This is a genomic window from Nocardia sp. NPDC059240, assembly GCF_042753865.1.
Classification (GTDB): Bacteria; Actinomycetota; Actinomycetes; order Mycobacteriales; family Mycobacteriaceae; genus Nocardia.
The window spans coordinates 173,072-194,142 of record NZ_JBHZAC010000015.1; the positions used below are offsets into that span (position 1 = coordinate 173,072).

Sequence of the window (21,071 nt, forward strand, 5' to 3'; positions counted from 1 at the left end):
GATCGATCCGCGCAGCCTCACATGACTACGGTAGATCGAGAACCCGCCGTCAGCCTGGGCGAAATATGCCCAGGCTGACAGTTATCAAGCGACGCTTGACGTGTCGGCCTGATCGATGGCGTTCAGTCCTCGGATCGGGAGGGCGGCCGGTACCGAAAGTGTTGGGCGTGGACGATCGATCGCGCTTTGAATTCAGACGGGTACTTTTACTTCGGTCGGGGACAACAGGTCCTGTAGGTTCCGTATCGCGAGGTAGGCCGGTTCGGCGTCGGTGGGGATGTCGAATGCGATCTGGTGCGTGACGGACTCGCCAGGGTTCAGGCTGCGCCAATCGTCAGGTGCCGTGGCCGGACGCAGGCGATAGGTAGCCTTCGAATCCTCCTCGTAGGCGCGTCCTTGGGTGTCCAACAATCGTGTCGAGCCGAAGAAACTTTGCCGGTCGCCGCCGATGTTGGTGATCGTCACGGTCACCACCTCGAAGGTTCCGTCGGCTCTGCGCCATCCGGTGTCGGTGACGATGCGCGAGCCGATGCTCTTCGCCTCGGTGATCGTGTATTCGAATGTGGTGTCGCGCACCGGTGTTCCCGCCGTTGCGGTAGCGGGGTAGACGGCGGCGGCGATTGCCGCGACCACTGCGAATCTCGAGGCGAACGGGTTCATCGTTGGAGTGTCCCCGCTGCGCGAGGGACGGGTATCGGATAGAGGTCATCAGATACGTCCGGTTGATATCCCGATGATCGGATAATGATGTTCGATGGCGGGAGCGAACACCAGCGCGTCCATCCCGCCGACCACCAACTCGCTGCCTGGTCAACCGTCACTGCAGCTGAGCTACACCCAGCTGCGTTGTGCAACAAACGGTTTCCGCGGCCGTCGTCAACGACGAGACCGCGGTTGTCCCGATGAGCAGCCAGCCAGGAGACCAAGTCCCCTAAACCCTCCACCAGGGCACGGCCTAGTGGCCGACGGTCAGCACCAGACCTGCCACCAGGGGCACTTGCTCGGCGGGGTGGTCGGGGGTGCGGTGGTTGTGGTGGGCGGGGCCGATGTTGTCGTCGGGTCGACCGTGGTGGTGGCCGGGGCACAGTTCAACTGCTGCCATGGCTCGCACGTCGTGGTGGTCGGCGGGGGTGTTGTCGTGACCGGGGCACAGTTCAACTGCTGCCATGGCACGCACGTCGTGGTGGTCGGAGGCGCGGTTGTGGTCGGAGGCGCGGTAGTAGTCGGAGGCGCGGTGGTGGTTGTCGGCACGACGGTGGTTGTCGGCACGACGGTCGTAGTGGTTGGCGGGACGGTGGTGGTCGGCGGCGTCGGGTCGGATTCGATGACGACTTGCAGCGGGCCGACGGCTCGCGCGTCTTGTCCCGGGCACTGGACCGATCCGGGACTGATGGAGCATTCCTGGGCCCCGATGGAGTAGGTACCGGGCTTGCTCGGAGTCCACGTCATGGTCGCGACCGCGTTCGGCGCGGCACCGACTCCTGCCGGGCAGCCAAGGTAGTCGGTTTGGTTGGGCATCGTGTCATCCGGCACGTGGAAGCACATTTTCGTCCCGGGATTGACCGCATTCGCGGTGAGCGTCATCGTGCGGCCCGCGTACAAACCGTTGGCATCACTCGAGATGCCGAAGCCGTTGTTGGAGGACTGCGTGACGACAGCCTGCGCGACGATCGTCTTGGTGATCGGGCCGAGATGGCTGATCGGAGTGGTGTCGGTATTCGACTTGTACACATCCGCCGTCACTGTGTAGGTACCCGGCAGCTGCGGGATCCACTGTCCGTACGCATGGAAAACCGGCCCATCACCACTCCCGGACTGGCAGCCGAGATCCGTCGATTCGGTCGCCGGTGCGCCCGAACGCTGTGCGCTGAAACAGGTTTTGGGACTGTAGGCCCCCGTGGTGGCGTCGATGCTGATCTGGTCGCCGACGTAATTCGTCGGATGGTCACCGTAGTGCCAGGTCAATCCGTTACCGGTATCGGACGACGCCGGTGATGCGCCGACGATCATCGCGGCGACCAGCGCCATCGCCCCACCGAAACCGGCACCCGCCCAACGGACACGTGTGCTGAACAATTCGTACTCCCCAACGTTTCACTTTTGCCGCAAGAAGCGGCATTGGGGCACAGTACACGTGGCGCCGCCCCGGCATCACGGATCCGCTACAAGATCACGTTCTCCTCGATCGTCGTTGCAGCGGAACGCCTTCCGTAGATCTCAGGAGGGACGCGCCGGTTGGCGGTTGGTTGGTTAGGCGAAGTCGGCTGAGTTGCCCATGGCTTGGGTCAGGAGGCTTTTGCGGTATTGCTCCAGGGCTACCAGGTCGCCGAACAAGGCCATGTAGGCGTCGGGTTGTTCGGTGGAGGAGATCCGTTGGAGCTTGGATTTGAGTTCGGCTACCTGGCGGCCAACCCAGGATTCTTGGGTGCGGGCCAGGACGCCGGTGACGAAGCGGGGGATGTCGTCGGCGGATTTGACCGGTAGGGGTTCGGCGGAGAGTTCCGAGACGAGGGCTCGAAGGGTGAGGTCGTCGGTGTTGTCGGCTACTCCGGCTACCCATTCGGCGCCGGTGAGGCCGCTGGCGGTGCCGCCGGCCTCGGCCATGGCGGCGCGGACGGCGACGTAGGCGGGGTGGGTGAAGGTTTCGGGCTCCAGGGAGTCGAAGACGGGGCCCGCGAAGGCTGGGTATTGCAGTGCGGCGGCCAGGGTTTGGCGCTGCGAGAGCAGGGCGGGGTCGCTCGGGTTGGGGCGGGCGGCGGGGCTGGGGGCGATCTCCTGGCGCGGTTGGCGTTCGGGGATACCGGGTTTGGTGGTGCCGCCGCGTGCGCCCTTGCGGGCCTCGTCGCCGACGCGGCGGACGACCTGCTGGATGTCGTCCCAGCCGACCCAGCCGGCCAGTTTGGTGGCGTAGGCCTTGCGGAGGGCGAAGTCCTTGATCTGCGCCACTACGGGGACGCCGCGGCGCAGGGCTTCGACCTGGCCTTCGGGGGTGTCGAGGTTGTGTTCGGCGAGCAGGCCGCGGATGACGAACTCGTACAACGGGACTCGGCGGGCGACCAGGTCGCGGACCGAGCCGTCGCCGCTGCGCTGGCGCAGTTCGCACGGGTCGAGGCCGTCGGGGGCGACGGCGATATAGGTTTGCCCGGCCAGTTTCTGGTCGCCGGAGAAGGCTTTCAGGGCGGCGGCCTGGCCGGCGGCGTCGCCGTCGAAGGTGTAGATGATCTCGCCGCGCCAGAAGTTGTCGTCCATGAGCAGGCGGCGCAGGATCGCCATGTGTTCGTCGCCGAACGCGGTGCCGCAGGAGGCGACCGCGGTCTTCACGCCGGACAGGTGCATGGCCATGACGTCGGTGTAGCCCTCGACGACGACCGCCTGATGCCCCTTGGCGATCTCACGCTTGGCCAGGTCGAGGCCGAAGAGCACCTGAGACTTCTTGTACAGCAACGTTTCCGAGGTGTTGATGTATTTGGCGGTCATGGTGTCGTCGTCGTACAAGCGGCGCGCGCCGAAACCGATGACCTCGCTGCCGAGATTGCGGATGGGCCACAGCAGGCGGCGGTGGAAACGGTCCATGGGGCCGCGCTGGCCCTGCTTGGACAGGCCCGCAGCCTCCAGCTCCTTGAACTCGAATCCCTTGCGCAGCAGGTGCTTTGTGAGGGTGTCCCAACCGCTGGGGGCGTAGCCGCAGCCGAACTGACGCGCGGCATTGTGGTCGAAGTTGCGGTCCGTGAGGTACTTGCGGGCCGCTTCGGCGGCGGGATCGCCGAGCTGGGACATGTAGAACTCGTGTGCCGCCGCATTGGCGGCGACCAGGCGGGCGCGGGTGCCGCGGTCGCGCTGGACCGAGGTGCCGCCACCCTCATAGTTGATCTTGTGGCCGATGCTGTCGGCCAACTGCTCGACGGCCTCGACGAAACTGATGTGCTCGAGCTTCTGCAGGAACGCGAAGGCGTCGCCGCCCTCACCGCAGCCGAAGCAGTGGAACACACCGTGATTCGGGCGCACATGGAAGGACGGGGACTTCTCGTCGTGGAAGGGACACAGGCCCTTCATCGAGTCCGCACCGGCACGTTTGAGGGTCACATACTCACCCACGACATCCTCGATCCGGACACGGTCACGAATCGCCGCGATATCGCGGTCCGGAATACGGCCTGCCACGGCACCACTCTATCCCCGCCGGACCGACACTCTGGACCGGGACGCACGCCTGGACGCCGGACCGAATGGCCTTTCCACCGCATGCCAGGATCTACGAGTGCTCAGCCTGTACCACGACGCCCGGACGCCGGTGCATACCGTGCCCGCCGGGGCGAAGCTGCTGGTGCTGGCGGTCGCCGGGACCACGCTGTTCTTCGTGCCGTCGATCTTGTGGCTGGCCGTGGCGTTCGTGGTCGTGGTGGGTTTGTCTGCGCTGGCCCGGATTCCGTGGCGCACAACCGGGCGGCAGCTGCTCGGGCTCGCGCCGTTCCTGGTGCTGATCGTCCTCGCGCAGGTGATCTTCACCGGCTGGCAGAGCGCGGTTCTGGTCGGGGAACGGCTGATCACCTTGGTACTGCTGGCCAATCTGGTGACGCTCACCACACGCACCTCGGCCATGATCGACACCATCGAACGCGCCCTGCGACCGCTCACCCCGCTCGGCGTGCGGCCGGAGCGGGTCGGCCTGCTGGTCGCCATGACCATCCGGTTCGTCCCGGTCATCCGTGAGCAGGCCGAACTCGTGCGGGCGGCCCAGAAGGCCCGCGGCATCGAACGCAGCACGGTCTTCCTGGTCCCGCTACTGATCCGCACACTCCGCATGGCCGATGGGGTCGGCGAGGCATTGGATGCCCGCGGGCTGGACTGAGTCACTGAACACCAGCCATTTAGGATCGCTCGGTGCGTAGTAGGGATTTGGCGCAGATCGCGCTGTTCGCGGCAATCATGGTGGTTCTCGGATTTTTCCCGTTGATCCAATTGCCCGGGGCCTTCGCGCCGTTCACTTCGCAAACTCTGGGCGTCATCCTCGCCGGGTCGATTCTGGGCGCGAAGCGCGGTGCGCTGGCGATCCTGCTGTTCGATGTGCTGGTGTTCGCCGGCCTACCGGTGCTGCCGGGCGGGCGCGGCGGACTCTCGGTGATCATGGGTCCGACGGGTGGCTTCGTGATCGCCTATCCGATCGGCGCGCTGGTGATCGGATTGCTCACCGAACGCGCGTGGCGGCACTACAACCTGCCCATCGCACTGGCGATCAACTTCCTGGGCGGCGCGATCGTGCTGTACGCCATCGGGATTCCGTGGATGGCCGCGGCCGCGCACATCTCCCTCGCGAAGGCGTTCACCACGTCGGTGGCGTTCATTCCGGGTGACATCGTCAAGACGATCATCGGATCGATGGCCGCGGTCGCGGTCCGCCGGGCGTATCCGATGATCCGGGTCGACGCGTGATCGAACTCGAGGGCGTCGCCCACCGCTTCGGCGACCGCGAGGTGCTGCGCGATCTCGACCTCACCCTGAGCGAGCGCCGGATCGCGGTCATCGGCGCGAACGGCTCGGGCAAGTCCACTTTCGCGCGAATGCTCAACGGCCTGCAGATCCCGACGGCGGGCACCGTGACCGTCGACGGCCTCGACACCCGCAAACAGGGCCGCGCCGTACGCAAACTGGTCGGCTTCGTCTTCCAGGACCCGGATGTCCAGATCGTCATGCCGACGGTCGCGGAGGATCTGGCCTTCGGGCTCAAGCATCACGGTGTCACGAAATCCGAGATCCCCGACCGAGTCACGCAGACCCTCACCGAATACGGCCTGGCCGAATTCCGCGACCACCCCGCGCATCTGCTCAGCGGCGGGCAGAAGCAGCTGCTGGCGATCGCGGCGGTGCTGTCGGTGCGGCCGCAGTACGTGGTCTTCGACGAGCCGACCACGCTGCTGGATCTGCGCAACAAGCGCCGCATTTCCCGTCTGCTGCAGGAACTTCCGCAGCAGCTGATCGTGATCTCACACGATCTGGACCTGCTCGCCGACTTCGATCGGGTGCTGGTCTTCGACGAGGGCCGGCTGATCGCGGACGGCGCACCGGCGGAGTGCATCGCCCGCTACGTGGCCCTGCACCAGAACTGAATTCACGCCCCCGGAATCACTCCTCGCGCCCGAACAGGTGCCGCCGCACGTGCGCGTTCAGCCGCTGCTCCGGCTGCGAATTGAACGCCATGTGCACGCTCACTCGCGGAATCTCGCCCTGCACCGGCGTCACCCGATGCCGGGAACGCCGCCCGGCATGCAGCACCAGCGTCCCGGGCACGGTCGGCAGCATCTTCACCATGTGCCGGTGCCGCATCGGCAGCCCGCCCCCGCGCTCGATGAAAGCCCCTGGCAGCGGGATGTATTCGAGCGCGCCGCCGCGTTCGGGCGCGACGATGTGCAACATCACCGTGTAGTCGGACATGTCGTAGTGCCAGTCCTGTACGTCCCCGGTCTCGTGGATCTGCACCGTCATCGCCCCCAGCTCGTCGGCCGAGCGGTGCGCCTGCTCCCCCACCAGCTGAGAGACGAACTCCCGCAATGGTTCCCAGCGATAGAGCGCCTTGAGCGGCGAAGAATCCGGAATCCGGTCGCACGCCACGGTGTATTCGAACCGCATGGCGTCGCCGAGACCGTCGGAGAGCACATCCGCGGCCATCTCGGTGACGACGGCGGGCCGCAGGAATTCGGGCAGCACCGTGACACCGCTGACCAGGAAGTCCGCCTGGGCCCGTTCGATCACCTCGCGCAGGCCCGCGACCGAACGCCGGTCGAGCGGATATCTGTCCAGGTCGACAATGCCGTCCACGCCTGTCATCGCGCCCCCTGCCGCAGAATTCGCCGGAATCAGGGTATCGCGGCGGCGATGCGTTCCAGGCGGCTCTCGGTGTAGGAGGCGATCTGGTCGACGATCACCCGCACCCGCGCGGAGTCGTCGGCGGCCTCGTCCCACCACGGCAGCAGCAGCCGGTCCAGACCGCGCGGAGCCGCCTCCAGCAACCGATTGGCGACCAGCAGAATGCGTTCCCGCTGCCCGGCCTGGCGCACCTGGTGGATGGGATCGGACAGCACGTAGCGCAGCGCCATGGTCTTGAGCACCGCCACCTCGGCGGCCACGATCCGCGGCACCTCCAGATCGGCGGCGTAGCGGGACAATTGGCGACCGCCCCAGGCCGCGCGGGTGGCCTCCACGGCGGCGGTGGCGAAGCGGCCCACCAGGTCACTGGTCAGCCGTTTCAGGGCGACCGACGCGCGCAGGGAGCCGTCGAATTCGGTCGCCGCGGTGACCACGGGCATCTCCGAGAGCCGCTGCGCGGCGGCCACCAGTTCGTCGACGGTCAGCGAAGGATGTTGGCGCGCACCGAGTTCCGCCAGCGCCCGCTGCTCCACCGGGTCGGCCAGTGCCCGCAGGTCGATGCGGCCCGCGATCACCCCGTCCTCGACATCGTGCACCGAGTACGCGACATCGTCGGACCAGTCCATGATCTGCGATTCCAGACACTGCCGACGGTCCGGCGCACCCTTGCGCACCCAGTCCAGCCGATCCAGGTCCACGTCGTACGCGCCGAACTTCGAGCCGGGACCCGTTCTGCCCCAGGGATATTTGATGACGGCGTCGAGCGCGGCCCGGGTCGGGTTGAGCCCGAAACTCTGCCCCTGATCGTCGATCACCTTCGGCTCGAGCCGGGTCAGGATCCGCAGATTCTGCGCATTGCCCTCGAAACCGCCGTGGCGGTCGGCGAATTGGTCGAGCGCCTTCTCGCCATTGTGCCCATAGGGCGGATGCCCGATATCGTGCGCCAGCCCGGCCAGATCCACCAGGTCCGGATCACAGCCCAGACTGTCGGCAATGCTGCGCCCGATCTGCGCGACCTCCAGCGAATGCGACAGCCGCGTGCGCGGGGTGTCGCCGTCGCGCGGGCCCATCACCTGCGTCTTGTCCGCGAGTCGCCGCAGCGCCGCGGAATGCAGCACCCGCGCGCGATCGCGCGCGAATTCGCTGCGCCGCGCCGGGCACGGCGACCAGCTCAATCCGGCGGTCCGATCGGTTTCGGGCACCATGCGCTCCCGATCCGCCTCGGAGTACACCCGGTCATAGTCGATGCGCGCGTTCATGGCTCACTGATCCGCTGTGTATTTGAAGTCCGCCGAAAAATGCGTCAGCTGATACCACAGCAATGCGAAGGTCTCCCGGAAAATGCCGTGCGCCTGCGATTCCCGCGTGTACACCGCGGGCCCGGTGCGGGTGGGCGCGGTCCACGCCTTCAACCCGGCGTCCCGGGTCATGGTACGGGTGCGCAGTGAATGCCAGGGGTCGCTGACCAGCACCACCGACGTCTTGCCCCGCGCCAACAAGGCTTTCGAGACGGCCTCCACGCTCTGCAGGGTGTCGGAACCGGTTTCGACGGCCAGGATCCGATCCGCCGGCACACCCTGATCCTCGAGGTAGATCTTCCCCGACGCCGCCTCGGTGTAGTTGTCGCCGACCTGTTTGCCGCCGACGGTGACGATCATCGGCGCGATCTGCTTGCGGTACAGCTTGTACGCCTGATCCAGTCGCGCCTCGAACACCGAGGACGGGGTGCCGTCGTATTGGGCCGCGCCCAGCACCACGATGGCGTCGGCCCGGGTGTAGTCGTCGATGCGGGCCACCTGCCACACCCGCACGGCGGTACCGCCCACCACGAGCAGGCCGATGACGAGCGCGCCGAGCACCAACCGCTGCGTCCAGCGCAGGGCACCGCTCACACACCCGCCCGCAGGTGTCGAGTCGGTCATGTCGTGAACCAGCCAATCCGGTTCAGGGGGTCGGTTCCGGAGTTTTACCAACCGCGTCGCCGCCACTCGGGCAACTGCGGGCGCTCGGTACCGAGGGTGGTGTCGTCACCGTGGCCCGGGTAGACCGCGGTGTCATCCGGGTAGCGGTCGAAGAGTTTGGTCTCGACGTCGTCGAGTAGCGAGGTGAACTGTTCCGGCGACAGGGTGCGGCCCACGCCACCCGGGAACAGCGAGTCACCGGTGAACAGATGGGTGCGGCCCGCGCCGTCGGTGAATGCGAGCGCGACCGAACCGGGCGTGTGGCCGCTGAGGTGGATGGCCGTCAGCTCCAGCTCGCCGACCTGCACGGTGTCACCGTCGGCGAGTAGCCGATCGGGCTTCACCGGCAGCGGGTCGGCGTCGAGTAGGTGGGCGGCGGTGGGAATCCCGGTCGCCGACACCACGTCCGGCAGCGCTACCCAGTGGTCGCGATGCTGGTGGGTGGTGACGATCAGGGCGAGGCCGGATGCCTCCTGTGCCAGCAGTTCCAGAATCCGCTCGGCCTCGTTGGCCGCGTCGATGAGCAGTGTCGCGCCGGTGGCGGTGCACTGCACCAGGTAGACGTTGTTGTCCATGCCGCCGACGGACATCTTCACGATGCGCGCGCCCGGCACCTCACGCTGTTGCGGGTTGGAGCCGGGGGCGACGTGTCCCGTGTAGGGCGAATCGATCGTGATCACGCCCCCGATCGTAGTCATCGCGGCCGACACAGTGTGCAGAAGAAACCGACCCTCCGCGTTCCACAGTTAGATTCAGAGGATGCCGCTACCGAAGCAGCTGTCCCTCGTCGCGACCGGCTTGCTCCTGGCCTTGGCCCTGGTCGGCGGGCGCGCCGCCCCCGCGGCCGCCGAGGAGCCGCTGCGGTTGCCCAGTTACGTGACCGACCAGGCCGGTGTCCTCGATCGCGGGCAGACCGCGGAGCTGCAACAGGCCATCGACTCGCTGTATTCGCGCGACCACGAGCGGCTGTGGGTCGTGTACGTGCGGAATTTCCAAGGGCTGGACTCGCATTCGTGGGGTGAGCAGACTGCGCGGCTGTCCGGGTTCGGGGACCGGGATGTGCTGTTGTCGGTCGCGGTGGACGATAGGGCCTACGCGTTCACCGGGAGCACGCCCAGCTCGGTCAGTGAGAAGGACCTCGACCGGATGCTGGTCGACCAGGTCGAGCCGAAATTGCGGGCCGGGGATTGGGCCGGGGCCGGTTTGGCGGCGGCGACCGGGCTGTCACATGCCATGAGCGGTTCGGGCGGGATCGGGATCGGGAAGCTGCTGCTGTTCGCGCTCGCCGTGGTGCTGGTGGTGCTCGCGATCTGGCTGTGGTCGCGGTGGCGGCAGCGGCGGCGCGAACGCAACGCGCTGGAATCCGCGCGCCGGACCGATCCGACCGACACCGCCGCGCTGGCGGCACTGCCCCTGGTGGTCCTGGACGCCCTGTCCAAGGAGACCCTCGTCGACACCGACAATGCGATCCGCACCAGCGCCGAGGAATTGCGCCTGGCCGCCGACGAATTCGGGGCCACCGCCACCGCGCCGTTCACGGCCGCCCTGGAGGCCGCGAAAAAGGCGCTGGCCAAGGCGTTCTCGATCCGCCAGGAGCTCGACGACGACATTCCCGAAACTCCGGATCAACAGCAGCGCATGCTGATCGAGCTGATCAGCAGTTGCGGCAGCGCCGACCGGGATCTGGACGCCAAGGTGACCGAGTTCGACGCCATGCGTAATCTGCTCATCAATGCCGCCGACCGGCTCGACGCGCTGACCCGCGACATGGTCGAGCTGACCGCCCGCATGCCCGGTTCGCAGGCAACGCTCGCCGGCCTGCTGGCCGCGCATCCCGCCTCGGTGCTCGCGCCCATCCGGGACAACGTGGCCATGGCGCAGGAGCGAATCGGCTTCGCGGAGCGGACCATCGAGGACGGCCGGGCGGCGGCGGCCAAACCGGTCGGACAGCAGGGCGCGGCGGTGGCCGATATCCGGGCGGCCGAATCCGCCGTCGATGCCGCGCGGACCCTGCTGGACGCGGTGGATTCCGCGTCCACCGATATCGAGCAGGCGCGGGCCGGACTGCCCGGCATCGTCGCGGAACTCCGCAAGGATCTGGAGTTGGCGGCCACGCTCATCGAGCACGGCGGCACCGAATTGCCTTCCGCCACGGCCCAAGCCCGGACCGCGGTGAGTCAGGCCGCCGCCGAGGGAACCGGCAACCCGTTGGGTGTCTTCCGGCAGGCGGTCGCGGCCGATTCCGCGCTGGAACAGGCCATTGCCGCCGCCACCCAGCGCAAGCACACCGCCGAGGATCTGGCCCGCCGCCTCGACCAGGTGCTGACCGCGGCCCGCAGCCAGATCAATGCCGCCGCCGATTTCATCAGCACGCGGCGCGGCGGGGTGGACGCCGAACCCCGCACCCGCCTCGCCGAGGCGCAGCGCAGTCTGGAACAGGCCGAACAGCTCTCGACTTCGGATCCCGCGCAGGCCCTGCCGTTCGCCCAGCGCGCCGCCGAACTCGGCGCGCGTGCCCTGCACACCGCTCAGGCCGCGGTCCGCGACTGGCAGGCTCAGCAGCAACGCCTCACCTCGAGCTCCAACTCGCAATCCGGCGCGATCCTCGGCGGCATCCTCATCGACGGCATGCTGCGCGGCATGGGCAACCAATACCGTGGCGGCGGAGGCGGTTCCGGCAGCGGCGGCTACGGCCCCGGCTCCTTCGGCGGTTCCGACGGCTCCCGCCGCATCAGCCGCGGCGGCCGCTTCTAGCCACCTGATTTCGGCCAATGTGGCCGGGAGCGACGAGATCCGCGGGTTGGCTCGGTCTACCTACTCGGAGACATCCGTCCTTCGAGTGAGGAGCGAATCATGACCCGTCCCGCCGTGGCATCCCGCGAGCAGTGGCTGACCGCCCGCAAGCTGTTGCTGGCCGAGGAGAAGGAACTCACCCATCGGCTCGACGCACTGGCCGCCAAGCGCCGCGAACTGCCGATGGTGCCGATCGACAAGGATTACCTCTTCGAGGGCGAGCATGGAAAGGCTACGCTCGCAGAGCTTTTCGCGGGCCGCAGGCAGCTGATCGTGTACCACATGATGTGGCGTTGGGACCTGGACGCGGGGTGCCCGAGCTGTGCGCTCATGCTCGACAATGTCAATCACATCGAGCATCTGGAGCACAAGGACACCACGTTCGTGGTCGTCTCCCGGGGACCGTGGGACAACCTCCGCGCCTATCGCAACCGGATGGGCTGGACCTTCCCCCTGTATTCCTCACACGGCACCGACTTCAATTACGACTTCCATGTCACCGCGGACGATTCCGTCGCCCCCGTCGAATACAACTACCGCACCAAGGCCGAACTCATCGCCAAGGGTGAGCCGTGGTTCACCGAGGGCGAGCAGCCCGGCACCAGCGTCTTCTGGCGCGACGACGACAACCAGGTCTTCCACACCTATTCGTCCTATGCCCGGGGCGGCGACATCCTCATCACCACCCACAACTACCTCGACCTCACTCCCCTGGGCCGCCAGGGCCACGTCGGCGAGGCCGTCCACCACGACCGATACGACCAGCCCCACCAACCGGACTGCCACTGACTCGTGGCCGGCCGGCCACGATCGCGCTCGCCACGGCCCCGACGACGGCGGCGAAGGCGAGCGCGACGGCGAGCATCGGCCAGAGCAGTTCGTGGGTGAAGGGCAGGCCGCCCAGCAGCGCCACGGCGATGACCATGCCGGATTGGCGGCTGGTGTTGAGCAGACCGGCCGCCGTCCCCGCCACCGGGGCGGGGGCGTGGTGCATGGCGGCGGCGCTCAGCGAGGACGCGAGAATGCCTGCCGGATAACCGATCAGGGCGGTGGGTGCCATGGCGAGGATCAGCTCGCCGGTCGTCGACAGGACCGCGGCGCTCACCGCCCCCACCACGCCGAGCGCGGCAGCGGCGACGATGACGCGGTCACGGCGTTCGGGAGTGATCGCCAGCGCGCTCACATTGCCGAGGAACCAGGCGATGCTGCACACCAGCAGGACATAGCCGGTGTGGACGCTGTCGAGGTGGTGCCGCTGTTGCAGATACAGCGCCAGCACCAGCAGGGAACCGTACGATGCGAATTGGTAGCAGCCACCGGCCAGTGCGACCAGCAGATACGGCCGGTTGCGCGAAAGCATCCGCGGCACCGTGGGATTCGACGATCCGAGTTCGATGCGCAGCAGCGCGCCCGCGGCGACGATCGCGAATCCGATGGCGGCCGCCTGCCAGGCCACCGGCCAGCCGTGGCGGCCCTCGATGAGCACGGCCGCCACCACGGTCAGTACCGCGCACAGCAGTAGCTGCGACACGGGATTGACTGTGCGACGGTCGGTTTCGGGCCGGTCGGTGAACCGGCGCAGCATGAAGACGGCCAGCAGGCAGACGGGGACATTGACCGCGAACATCCAACGCCAACCCGCATAGCCGGTGATCAGCCCGCTCAGCAGTGGCGACGAGGCGATGCCCACTCCGCCCACCACGCCCCACGCGCCGATCATCCGGGCCCGGCGCTTGGGGTCGGCAATGCCCTTACCGAGTATGGCCAGGGTCATGGGCAGCGCGAAACTCGCACTCGCGCCTTGCAATACGCGGGCGGCGATCAGCGCGGGCGCGCTGGTCGCGACCGCACAGAGCGCGGAGGCGAGCAGGAACGCCAGCAGCGCGAACCGGTACACCTTCGCCGCACCGAACCGGTCCCCCGCCGCACCCGAGACCATGAGGAATACGCACAACGGAATCGTGTAGCCATCGAGAAACCATTGGCCCGCACCGGCCGCGGCATGCAGTTCGCCGCCGATGGCCGGCAGCGCCACATTGACCGCGGAGGCATCGAAGGCGACGAGGAAATTGCCGATACTGACCGCCACTACTCCGGCGATCCCCAATTGTGCCGCGCCCCCGGATTTTTCGGACGTGGACGCGGACATCTGAACATCGGTCATGATCACGCTCCTCCCACGGGCCGGGGTTTCCCCCGGCCCGCGTGGTGGTCATTACGCCACGGCCGCCTCGTCGACGAGGTCGGCGTGGACGTCGCTCAGCCGCGGTGTAAATTCTCGGTCTCGTAGAGCTTCCAGAGCGAAGTGCTGAACTTCGTCAAGCCGGACGATATCGCGGTAAAAATCTTCGATATTCGCTGCCAGTACATCGAATTCACTCCTCTTGCGCTCGAAGAGCCGATCCATATGGGCGGCCAGGCGCTCGTAGACGTCCTCGACGAAGGCGTCGTCGGCGAGCACCCGCGGGTCCATGCCGCGTTCGGCGAGGATCTGGCGAATGTAGGTGGGGAACAGGCCGATCCGGTTGAGGAAGTAGTCGACCGGACGTGCGACGCCGAGATAGTCGGGCACATTGACGATGCCCGCGTTCTCGTTCTGCACCAGGAATCCGCTGATGGCGCGGTAGGGACTCGGTGCGGTGAGGAACACCGATTCCGACAGCCGCGCCGCCTCACCGAGTTTCTCGATATCGAGGTCGGCGGCCTCGACGCCGATATTGTTGTCCTCGAAAATGGCCGCGATGCTTTCGATCTCGGCCAGCCCGGCCCGGTTGCCGACCCCGGCCACGCCGCCCTCGATCATCTGGAAGCCGTGGAAGACCGAGGTGAGCGAGTTCGCGGTGCCGATGCCGCGGTCATTGTGGCCGTGCAGGTAGAAGGTGGTGTCGGGATTGTCGTGCACCAGGTTGGCGGCCAGCACGGCGGTGGAGTCCGGTACCAGGGTGCCGACCGAATCATTGATCCGGATCAGCGAGATGCCCTGCTGGCGGCACCGTTCGATCTGCCGGTTGAGGTGGTCGTACTTGTCCTCGTCGACGGTGATGGAGAAGGCGTTGAGCAGGCTGGAGCGCAGTTTGCCCACGCCGATGGAGCGCAGACGCTCGGCGACCCGCTCGAAAAGCCGGTGCTGCGAGTCGATTTCGATCATGCCGATGCTGACGTAGATCTCGCTCAGGTACTCGCGCGGCAGTTCCCGGGCGAGCTGCTCGATGAGCGGCTCCCAGGTCTTGAGCGTCAGGTTGAACGAGAAGGTGGCCGCCTCGGGGATGCGGCCCACGAGGTACTTGTCGTCCAGCACCGACCGCACGAAGGCGGGTTCGGTAATGCCGGAGCCCACATCGATATCGGTGACGCCGGCATTGGTGACCGCGCGGATCAGCGCGACCTTGCCCTGATCGCTGGCACCGTAGGGTGCGCGCTCGCAGCCCTCGCGAATGGTCTCGTCGGAAATGGCCTTGATGGAGAAGTTCTGGTACCGGGGCTGATGTCCGGTCGGGAAAGTTAGCACTTGAGTCCAGCTCCTTATCTTGGTTATTTCAGTGCGAGACGGCTTTTTCCGCGCCCGCCCCGGTGAGGGCGCGGACTTCCATCTCCACGTATTTGCCGTCGGTCCGTTCGCGGGAGAGCACGGCGCCGAGCCAGCCCAGCAGGAACGAGGCGGGAATCGAGACCAGGCCGGGGTTCTGCAGCGGGAACCAGTGGAAGTCCACGTGCGGGAACATCGCCTTGGCATTGCCGGATACCGCGGGCGAGAACACGATGAGCGTCAGGGCGATACCCAGACCGCCGTAGATGCTCCACAACGCTCCCGCGGTGTTGAATCGCTTCCAGTACAGCGAGTACAGAATGGTCGGCAGATTCGCCGAGGCCGCGACAGCGAAGGCCAGCGCCACCAGGAAGGCCACATTCTGGTTCTTGGCCGCGATGCCGCCGACGATGGCGAACACCCCGATCACGACGGAGGCGATGCGCGCCACCCGCACTTCGGTGTCCTTGTTCTCGCCGTCCTCGGGCTCGGATCGATTGCCCCGCAGCACATTCGTATAGATGTCGTGAGCGAAGGACACCGACGCGGTGATGGTGAGCCCGGCGACCACCGCCAGGATGGTGGCGAACGCGACGGCCGAGACGAAGCCGAGCAGCACCGGTCCGCCGAGCAACTGCGCGAGCAGGGGCGCGGCCGCGTTCTCCTTGCCGGGTGCGGCGGCGATGGCCGCCGGTCCCACCAATGCGCCTGCGCCGTAACCGATGACGAGGATGAACAGGTAGCACAACCCGATCAGTCCGATGGCCCACACCACCGATCGGCGCGCTTCCTTGGCCGACGGGACGGTGTAGAACCGCATCAGCACGTGCGGCAGGCCGGCGGTGCCCAGCACCAATGCCACACCGAGTGAGAGGAAGTCGAGCTTGGAGGTGCCGTCGACGCCGTATTTCGCGCCCGGCTCCAGCAGTCTGCCGCCGTGGGCGCCCGCTCGGTCGACCGCGCCCTGCAGCAGGTCGGAGAAGTCGAAGCCGTGCTTGGCGAGCACCCAGACGGCCATGCCCGCGGCCGCGCCGATCAGCAGGATGGCCTTGATGATCTGCACCCAGGTGGTGCCCTTCATGCCGCCGACCAGGACGTAGAAGATCATCACCAGTCCGACGACCGAGATCACCACGGCCTGCCCGGCGTCCCCGGAGATGCCCAGCAGCAGCGAGACCAGGATGCCGGCGCCCGCCATCTGGGCCAGCAGGTACAGCAGGCTCACGGTGATCGTGGAGACGGCCGCCGCGGCCCGGATGGGGCGTTGCCGCATCCGGAAGGCGAGGACGTCGCCCATGGTGAATTTGCCGGTGTTGCGGAGCAATTCGGCGACCAGCAGCAGGGCGACCAACCAGGCGACCAGGAATCCGATCGAGTACAGGAACCCGTCGTACCCGTAGACCGCGATGGACCCGGTGATGCCGAGGAAGGTCGCGGCCGACAGATAGTCGCCCGCGATGGCGATCCCGTTCTGCGGCCCGGTGAACGCCCGGCCGCCGGCGTAGAAGTCGTCGGCGGTGCGTGATCCGCGACTGGCCTTGATCACCACCACCAGGGTGATCGCCACGAACGCCGCGAAGATGGCGAGATTGAGCAGCGAATTGCCGCCCTGCAGACCGCCGTTCACTGCGCGCCACCCTCGAGCCCGGCGCGGAGCTCGTCGGCGATCGGGTCGAGATGCCGTGCGGCATAACGCACATACAGCCCGGTGATGACGAAGGTCGAGACGAACTGCAGCAGCCCGAAGACCAGTCCGACGGTGATGTTCCCGGCCAGCTTCACCGACATGAATCCGTGCGCGTAATCGGCCAGCAGCACATAGGCCAGGTACCAGGCCAGGAAGGCCACGGTCACCGGAAAGACGAAGCGGCGCAGGTTGTTGCGCAGCCGCGCGAACTCGGGACTGTCATGTGCGGCGGCCCAGGATCCCTGGTCCGCGAGCGTCCGGTCTGTGGTCGTCACTCGATCTCCTGACGAGAGCTGATTCAGCGATACGGACCACGCTATGGCCGGAAATCAAGGGGCAGAACAGCTCTCGGGCGAACCGCAGCCGGGTGCGATGAACGGCCGACGAACGGCCGTTCGGCTACGACGAACGGTCCTGATCGTCGAGATGCAGTCGCAGCACCGCGGTCTCGGCCCACGCGGGCGGGCGGCCGCGCAGCGAGACCCCGATCATGGTCAGGAAGGCCAGCGGTACCGACAGCGGGGCGGGCTGATCGGCCAGTACGGCGGGCCAGCCCGACAGCGCCGGGCACCACATGGTCACCGCGATGGCGGTCGACGAAACGAACAGGCCGACAAGCACTCCCGCGGTCGCGCCGCGCGCGGTGAGCCGCGGCCACCAGATACCCAGTACCAGCAACGGTGAGAAGGTGGAGGCCGCCACGGTGAAGGCCCAGGTGACCAGGATGCCCGCGTCCAGACTCGCGACGGGCAGCACCAGCAGCCCCACCGGGACCGCCGACAGCAGGGCGGTCACGCGCAACCGGTCGAGGCCGCCCGGTGTGAGGTCGTGCGAGATCGCGGCGGACACCGCCAGCAGCAGGCCGAGCGAGCTGGTCAGGATGGCCGCGAAGGCACCGGCGGTGAGCAGCCCGGTGAGTGCGATGCCCTGCCACCCGGTATTCACTCGCAACGGCAGCGCGACCACGACCGTGTCGGTGCCACCGGCGAAATAGAGGTGCGGCACCAGGACGCCGCCCAGCACCCCGTAGACGCCGGGAAACAAATAGAACAGCCCGACCAGTGGCACGGTGAGCGCGGCCGCGCGCCGGGCCGAACGGCCATCGGAACTGGTGTGGAAGCGCATGATCACATGCGGCAGGCCCATGGTCCCCAGGGCCGTCGCGAACAGCACTGCCAGCGTGCTCAGTAGCGGGTAGCCGTGGTGACCCGGATCGAAAAGCGGTCGCCGCCAGGCGGAGTCGCCGGGCGCGGTCTGCCCGTCGATGCGGGGCGCGGGCGCACCCGCCGGAAAGGTCACGCGCTGTCCGGCCACGAAACGGTGCGGCCCCGCGGTCAGTCCGGCAGCGGGGACCGTCTCGGGCAGCTCGACGGTCACATCGTCGCGGAAGACCACCGTGGTCTGTCGTTCGAACCGGGTGAATTCGGCGGGATGCACCGCCTCGGTCCGGACCGCCGCGCCCACGCTCACCACCAGCCAGATGGCGGGCACCGCGAAAAGCACCGTCTTGAGCACGAATTGGAACGCCTGCACATAGGTGGCGGCCCGCATCCCGCCCAACGCGAGGGTGCCGCCCACCGCGACCGCCGCCAGCACCACACCCACCCAGTACGGCGTCCCGCCGACCTCGCTCAACATGAGCCCCGAGGTATGGAACTGCGGCACCAGATACAGCAGGCTGATGACGAGCACCACCACCGCCGAAAGCTTGCGCAGCACCGGCGAAGCGAGCCGCGCCTGCACGAAATCCGGCACCGTCAGCGCCCCCGAACGCCGGATCGGCGCGGCGACGAGCACCAGCATGGCGATATACCCGGCGGCGAACCCCACCAGGTACCACAGCGACCCGACCCCGTCCTTCACCACCAACCCGGCCGCACCCAGAAACGATGCGGCGGAAAGATATTCACCGGCGAGCGCCGCGGAATTCAACAGCGGGCTGGCCCGCCGCGAGGCCACCAGAAAGTCGGAGGTGGTGCGCATGGCCGCAACTCCGCGCAGCCCGATGAACAACGTCGCCAGCATCACGGCAACGACCGGTACCAACCCGATCATGGACGACTTTTGGATGTGCGGGCGGATTCGACGGCTTCGGCGCGCCAGAGATGCCAGCAGCCGAGGGCCGCCAGGATGGGATACGGGAGCAGCCAGAGGGTGAGCCAGGAGATCGGGATGTGCCAGACGCGGATGTCGTCGAGTGCTGGCCACAGGCTGATCATCACGGGTGGTCCGATGAGCACGGTGAACAGGATGATCAGGGTCGGGATCGTACGGCGGCGTTGCGCGCGGTAATTGTATTGTGCGCGAGCGAGATCCGAGATGGGGCGGGGTGCGGGCGGCCGGGCGGGCGGGCGCCGACGGGAGCGGGCCAACCGCGTCTGCGCGCTGGTGACGGCGACTCGGCGCGCGGTCATCGGCTGCCCGCCTCGCGGTCGCGTGCTGCTCGTAGGAGGCGGTCGCGCAGCTCGCGGGCCTGCCGACGGCTCACCGGGACGTCGCCGAGGGTGGTGTGGGCGAACAGGCCCGCGGATTCGCTGCGCAGCTCGCGGATCGCGTCCAGGGCGACCAGGTAGCCGCGGTGAATGCGCATGAAACCGCTGTCCTCCCAGTACTCGGCGAGCCGGGAGATGGGCATACGGTACAGGTGCGCGCCGGAGGACGTGTGCAGCCGCACGTAGTCGCCCTGGGCCTCCACGAATTGCACCGCGCTGCGCTGGATATAGCGGGTGCGGCCACCGCTCTCCACCGGCAGGGCGGCGAGCACCTCGGTCAGTCCGGGAGCCGTCGCGTTCTCCGGGGCATCGGGCAGCATCCTCGCCACCTTGCTCAATGCGGCGGAAAGACGTTCCGGGCGAACGGGTTTGAGCAGGTAGTCGACGGCGCCCAGGCCGTACGCGGCCACCGCGTGGGTGTCGTGGGCGGTGACGAACACGACCACCGGCGGGCGACTGAGCTTGCCGAGCAGGCCCGCCAGTTCCAGTCCGTCCAGGCCGGGCATGGAGATGTCGAGGAAGACCGCGTCGAACTCCTCGGCCCGAATCCTTTCCAGCGCCGGTAGCGGACCGGTCGCCACGGCCACCGCGCCCACCCCGTGCGCGTCGCGCAGCAGGCGGGCGAGATCCTCGAGCGCCGACGGCGCATCGTCGACGGCCAGCACGCGCAACCCCGGTCCCGGCGCGGTCATGAGGTCCTCACCCCGGGTTGCGACAGCGGTACCCGCACCGACACCCTGGTCCCCGCGTCCCGCTCGGTCTCGACCACCAGGCCGTACCACTGCCCGTAGGCGGTGCGCAGCCGCCGATCCACATTGCCCAATCCGACGCTGCCGGACGACTTTCCGTCCAGGAGCGCCTGCGCGTGGGCGGGCGTCATGCCCACTCCGTCGTCCTCGACGCTGATCACGCAGTCACCGTCGTGCGCCTCGCCGCGCACCCGCACCGCGCCGCCGCTGCCGCGTGGTTCGATGCCGTGCCGGACGGCGTTCTCCACCAAGGGCTGCAACACCAGAAACGGCAACGGTACCGCCAAAACGTCCGGGGCCACCCGGATCTGGATGCGCAGCCGGTCGCCCATGACGGCCCGCTGCAGCGCCAGATAGGTTTCGATGGCCTCGAATTCGTCTGCCACCGTGGTGAATTCACCGTGTCGGGCCAAGCTGTAGCGGGCATAGTCGGCGAAGTCGAGGATCAGCTCCCGGGACCGATCCGGGTCCGAACGGACCAGCGCGGCGATCACGGTCAACGCGTTGTAGACGAAATGCGGCGACATTTCCGCCCGCAGCGCCCGCAGTTCGGACTGCGCGGCCCGCTCGGCGGCGGCCCGCAGCCGGGCTCGTTCCAGCACGTACTCGACCAGCCAGGCCGCACCGCGCACCTCCCGCGCGCCGGCCGGACCGGCGACGAGCAGCACACCCGCGGGTTCGTCCGCGACGGTGAGCGGCATGGCCACCAATTCCGCACTCCCGGAAGGCTTCCCGGTGCGCAGGGCGTCTGCGACGGCCGCGGTCGCCGCCTCATCGGCCACCACTTCCCCGGCCCATTCGATCCCGCCGGACAGATTCGCGAGTCCGACGGTGCGGGCGGAGAGCATTCGTCGCAGTCGTTTGGCCGCGTCGCGCCCGCGTGAACCGTCCAGTCCCGCATCCAGATCCGTCGCAATGCGCCGCGCCGTATTCAGGACGGCGAGCAGATCGCCGTCCTCGACGTGCCGGTTCCATCCGCGCACCGCGACCCTCCTAGCCTTT

At 67.6% G+C, this 21,071-nt stretch carries 20 protein-coding genes; 5 read left to right on the forward strand and 15 right to left on the reverse strand.

The features are described 5' to 3' along the window. Nucleotides 1-192: 192 nt before the first annotated feature. From ACFXHA_RS39725 to dnaG, 3 genes are all read right to left on the reverse strand, one after another. Entirely contained in the window at nucleotides 193-660 is a 468-nt protein-coding gene (locus ACFXHA_RS39725) for a DUF4352 domain-containing protein (RefSeq protein WP_379365595.1), read from the reverse strand. A 309-nt stretch (nucleotides 661-969) separates the two neighbouring features. Then, entirely contained in the window at nucleotides 970-2,076 is a 1,107-nt protein-coding gene (locus ACFXHA_RS39730; RefSeq protein WP_379365596.1) for a hypothetical protein, read from the reverse strand. Between the two features lie 174 nt (nucleotides 2,077-2,250). Beyond that, complete coding sequence (dnaG, locus tag ACFXHA_RS39735) at nucleotides 2,251-4,161, reverse strand: DNA primase (RefSeq protein ID WP_379365598.1); 1,911 nt, start codon at nucleotides 4,159-4,161, stop codon at nucleotides 2,251-2,253. Nucleotides 4,162-4,258: 97 nt separating this feature from the next. On the opposite strand from dnaG, the gene ACFXHA_RS39740 reads away from it, so the two are divergent. From ACFXHA_RS39740 to ACFXHA_RS39750, 3 genes are read left to right on the forward strand one after another with little or no spacing between them, the layout of a single operon-like run. Further along, nucleotides 4,259-4,849, forward strand: a complete 591-nt coding sequence (locus ACFXHA_RS39740) for an energy-coupling factor transporter transmembrane component T family protein (RefSeq protein WP_379365600.1) — start codon at nucleotides 4,259-4,261, stop codon at nucleotides 4,847-4,849. Nucleotides 4,850-4,881: 32 nt separating this feature from the next. Then, the gene (locus ACFXHA_RS39745) at nucleotides 4,882-5,430 is read left to right on the forward strand and encodes a biotin transporter BioY (RefSeq protein ID WP_379365602.1); all 549 of its coding nucleotides are present in this window, start codon (nucleotides 4,882-4,884) and stop codon (nucleotides 5,428-5,430) included. Further along, nucleotides 5,427-6,104 carry an energy-coupling factor ABC transporter ATP-binding protein gene (locus ACFXHA_RS39750; protein ID WP_379365604.1) on the forward strand — a complete coding sequence of 226 codons (678 nt, stop codon included), beginning with the start codon at nucleotides 5,427-5,429 and terminating at the stop codon, nucleotides 6,102-6,104. Before ACFXHA_RS39745 ends, ACFXHA_RS39750 begins: the two co-directional genes overlap by 4 nt. Before the next feature lie 16 nt (nucleotides 6,105-6,120). On the opposite strand, the gene ACFXHA_RS39755 is transcribed toward ACFXHA_RS39750, so the two are convergent. From ACFXHA_RS39755 to ACFXHA_RS39770, 4 genes are read right to left on the reverse strand one after another with little or no spacing between them, the layout of a single operon-like run. Then, nucleotides 6,121-6,822 (reverse strand): hypothetical protein, encoded by a 702-nt coding sequence (locus ACFXHA_RS39755; RefSeq protein ID WP_379365606.1) that lies wholly within the window; start codon nucleotides 6,820-6,822, stop codon nucleotides 6,121-6,123. A 29-nt stretch (nucleotides 6,823-6,851) separates the two neighbouring features. Continuing rightward, complete coding sequence (locus ACFXHA_RS39760; RefSeq protein WP_379365608.1) at nucleotides 6,852-8,120, reverse strand: deoxyguanosinetriphosphate triphosphohydrolase; 1,269 nt, start codon at nucleotides 8,118-8,120, stop codon at nucleotides 6,852-6,854. Between the two features lie 3 nt (nucleotides 8,121-8,123). Beyond that, nucleotides 8,124-8,783, reverse strand: a complete 660-nt coding sequence (locus ACFXHA_RS39765) for a YdcF family protein (protein WP_379365610.1) — start codon at nucleotides 8,781-8,783, stop codon at nucleotides 8,124-8,126. A gap of 44 nt (nucleotides 8,784-8,827) precedes the next feature. Further along, nucleotides 8,828-9,520: an MBL fold metallo-hydrolase gene (locus ACFXHA_RS39770; protein WP_379365612.1), complete on the reverse strand. Its 693-nt coding sequence runs from the start codon at nucleotides 9,518-9,520 to the stop codon at nucleotides 8,828-8,830. Nucleotides 9,521-9,581: 61 nt separating this feature from the next. Between ACFXHA_RS39770 and ACFXHA_RS39775 the strand changes: the two genes are divergently transcribed. Then, complete coding sequence (locus ACFXHA_RS39775; protein ID WP_379365614.1) at nucleotides 9,582-11,576, forward strand: TPM domain-containing protein; 1,995 nt, start codon at nucleotides 9,582-9,584, stop codon at nucleotides 11,574-11,576. Between the two features lie 99 nt (nucleotides 11,577-11,675). Continuing rightward, a complete protein-coding gene (locus tag ACFXHA_RS39780; RefSeq protein WP_379365616.1) occupies nucleotides 11,676-12,404 on the forward strand; it encodes a DUF899 domain-containing protein in 729 nt (242 codons plus the stop codon). Here the strand turns inward: ACFXHA_RS39780 and ACFXHA_RS39785 are convergent. From ACFXHA_RS39785 to ACFXHA_RS39820, 8 genes are all read right to left on the reverse strand, one after another. Next, complete coding sequence (locus tag ACFXHA_RS39785; protein ID WP_379365618.1) at nucleotides 12,319-13,779, reverse strand: MFS transporter; 1,461 nt, start codon at nucleotides 13,777-13,779, stop codon at nucleotides 12,319-12,321. The two genes, ACFXHA_RS39780 and ACFXHA_RS39785, sit on opposite strands and share 86 nt — an antisense overlap. A gap of 51 nt (nucleotides 13,780-13,830) precedes the next feature. Further along, nucleotides 13,831-15,123 (reverse strand): 2-isopropylmalate synthase, encoded by a 1,293-nt coding sequence (locus ACFXHA_RS39790; protein ID WP_379365619.1) that lies wholly within the window; start codon nucleotides 15,121-15,123, stop codon nucleotides 13,831-13,833. A gap of 28 nt (nucleotides 15,124-15,151) precedes the next feature. Continuing rightward, entirely contained in the window at nucleotides 15,152-16,768 is a 1,617-nt protein-coding gene (locus tag ACFXHA_RS39795; protein WP_379365621.1) for a cation acetate symporter, read from the reverse strand. Continuing rightward, a complete protein-coding gene (locus ACFXHA_RS39800) occupies nucleotides 16,765-17,103 on the reverse strand; it encodes a DUF485 domain-containing protein (protein WP_379365622.1) in 339 nt (112 codons plus the stop codon). The genes ACFXHA_RS39795 and ACFXHA_RS39800 overlap by 4 nt, the downstream gene beginning before the upstream one ends. Nucleotides 17,104-17,227: 124 nt before the next feature. Further along, nucleotides 17,228-18,883 (reverse strand): cation acetate symporter, encoded by a 1,656-nt coding sequence (locus tag ACFXHA_RS39805; protein ID WP_379365624.1) that lies wholly within the window; start codon nucleotides 18,881-18,883, stop codon nucleotides 17,228-17,230. After that, entirely contained in the window at nucleotides 18,880-19,242 is a 363-nt protein-coding gene (locus ACFXHA_RS39810) for a hypothetical protein (protein WP_379365626.1), read from the reverse strand. Before ACFXHA_RS39810 ends, ACFXHA_RS39805 begins: the two co-directional genes overlap by 4 nt. Beyond that, nucleotides 19,239-20,012 (reverse strand): LytR/AlgR family response regulator transcription factor, encoded by a 774-nt coding sequence (locus tag ACFXHA_RS39815; protein WP_379365628.1) that lies wholly within the window; start codon nucleotides 20,010-20,012, stop codon nucleotides 19,239-19,241. Before ACFXHA_RS39815 ends, ACFXHA_RS39810 begins: the two co-directional genes overlap by 4 nt. Then, a complete protein-coding gene (locus tag ACFXHA_RS39820) occupies nucleotides 20,009-21,052 on the reverse strand; it encodes a sensor histidine kinase (RefSeq protein WP_379365630.1) in 1,044 nt (347 codons plus the stop codon). Before ACFXHA_RS39820 ends, ACFXHA_RS39815 begins: the two co-directional genes overlap by 4 nt. Between the last annotated feature and the right edge of the window lie 19 nt (nucleotides 21,053-21,071).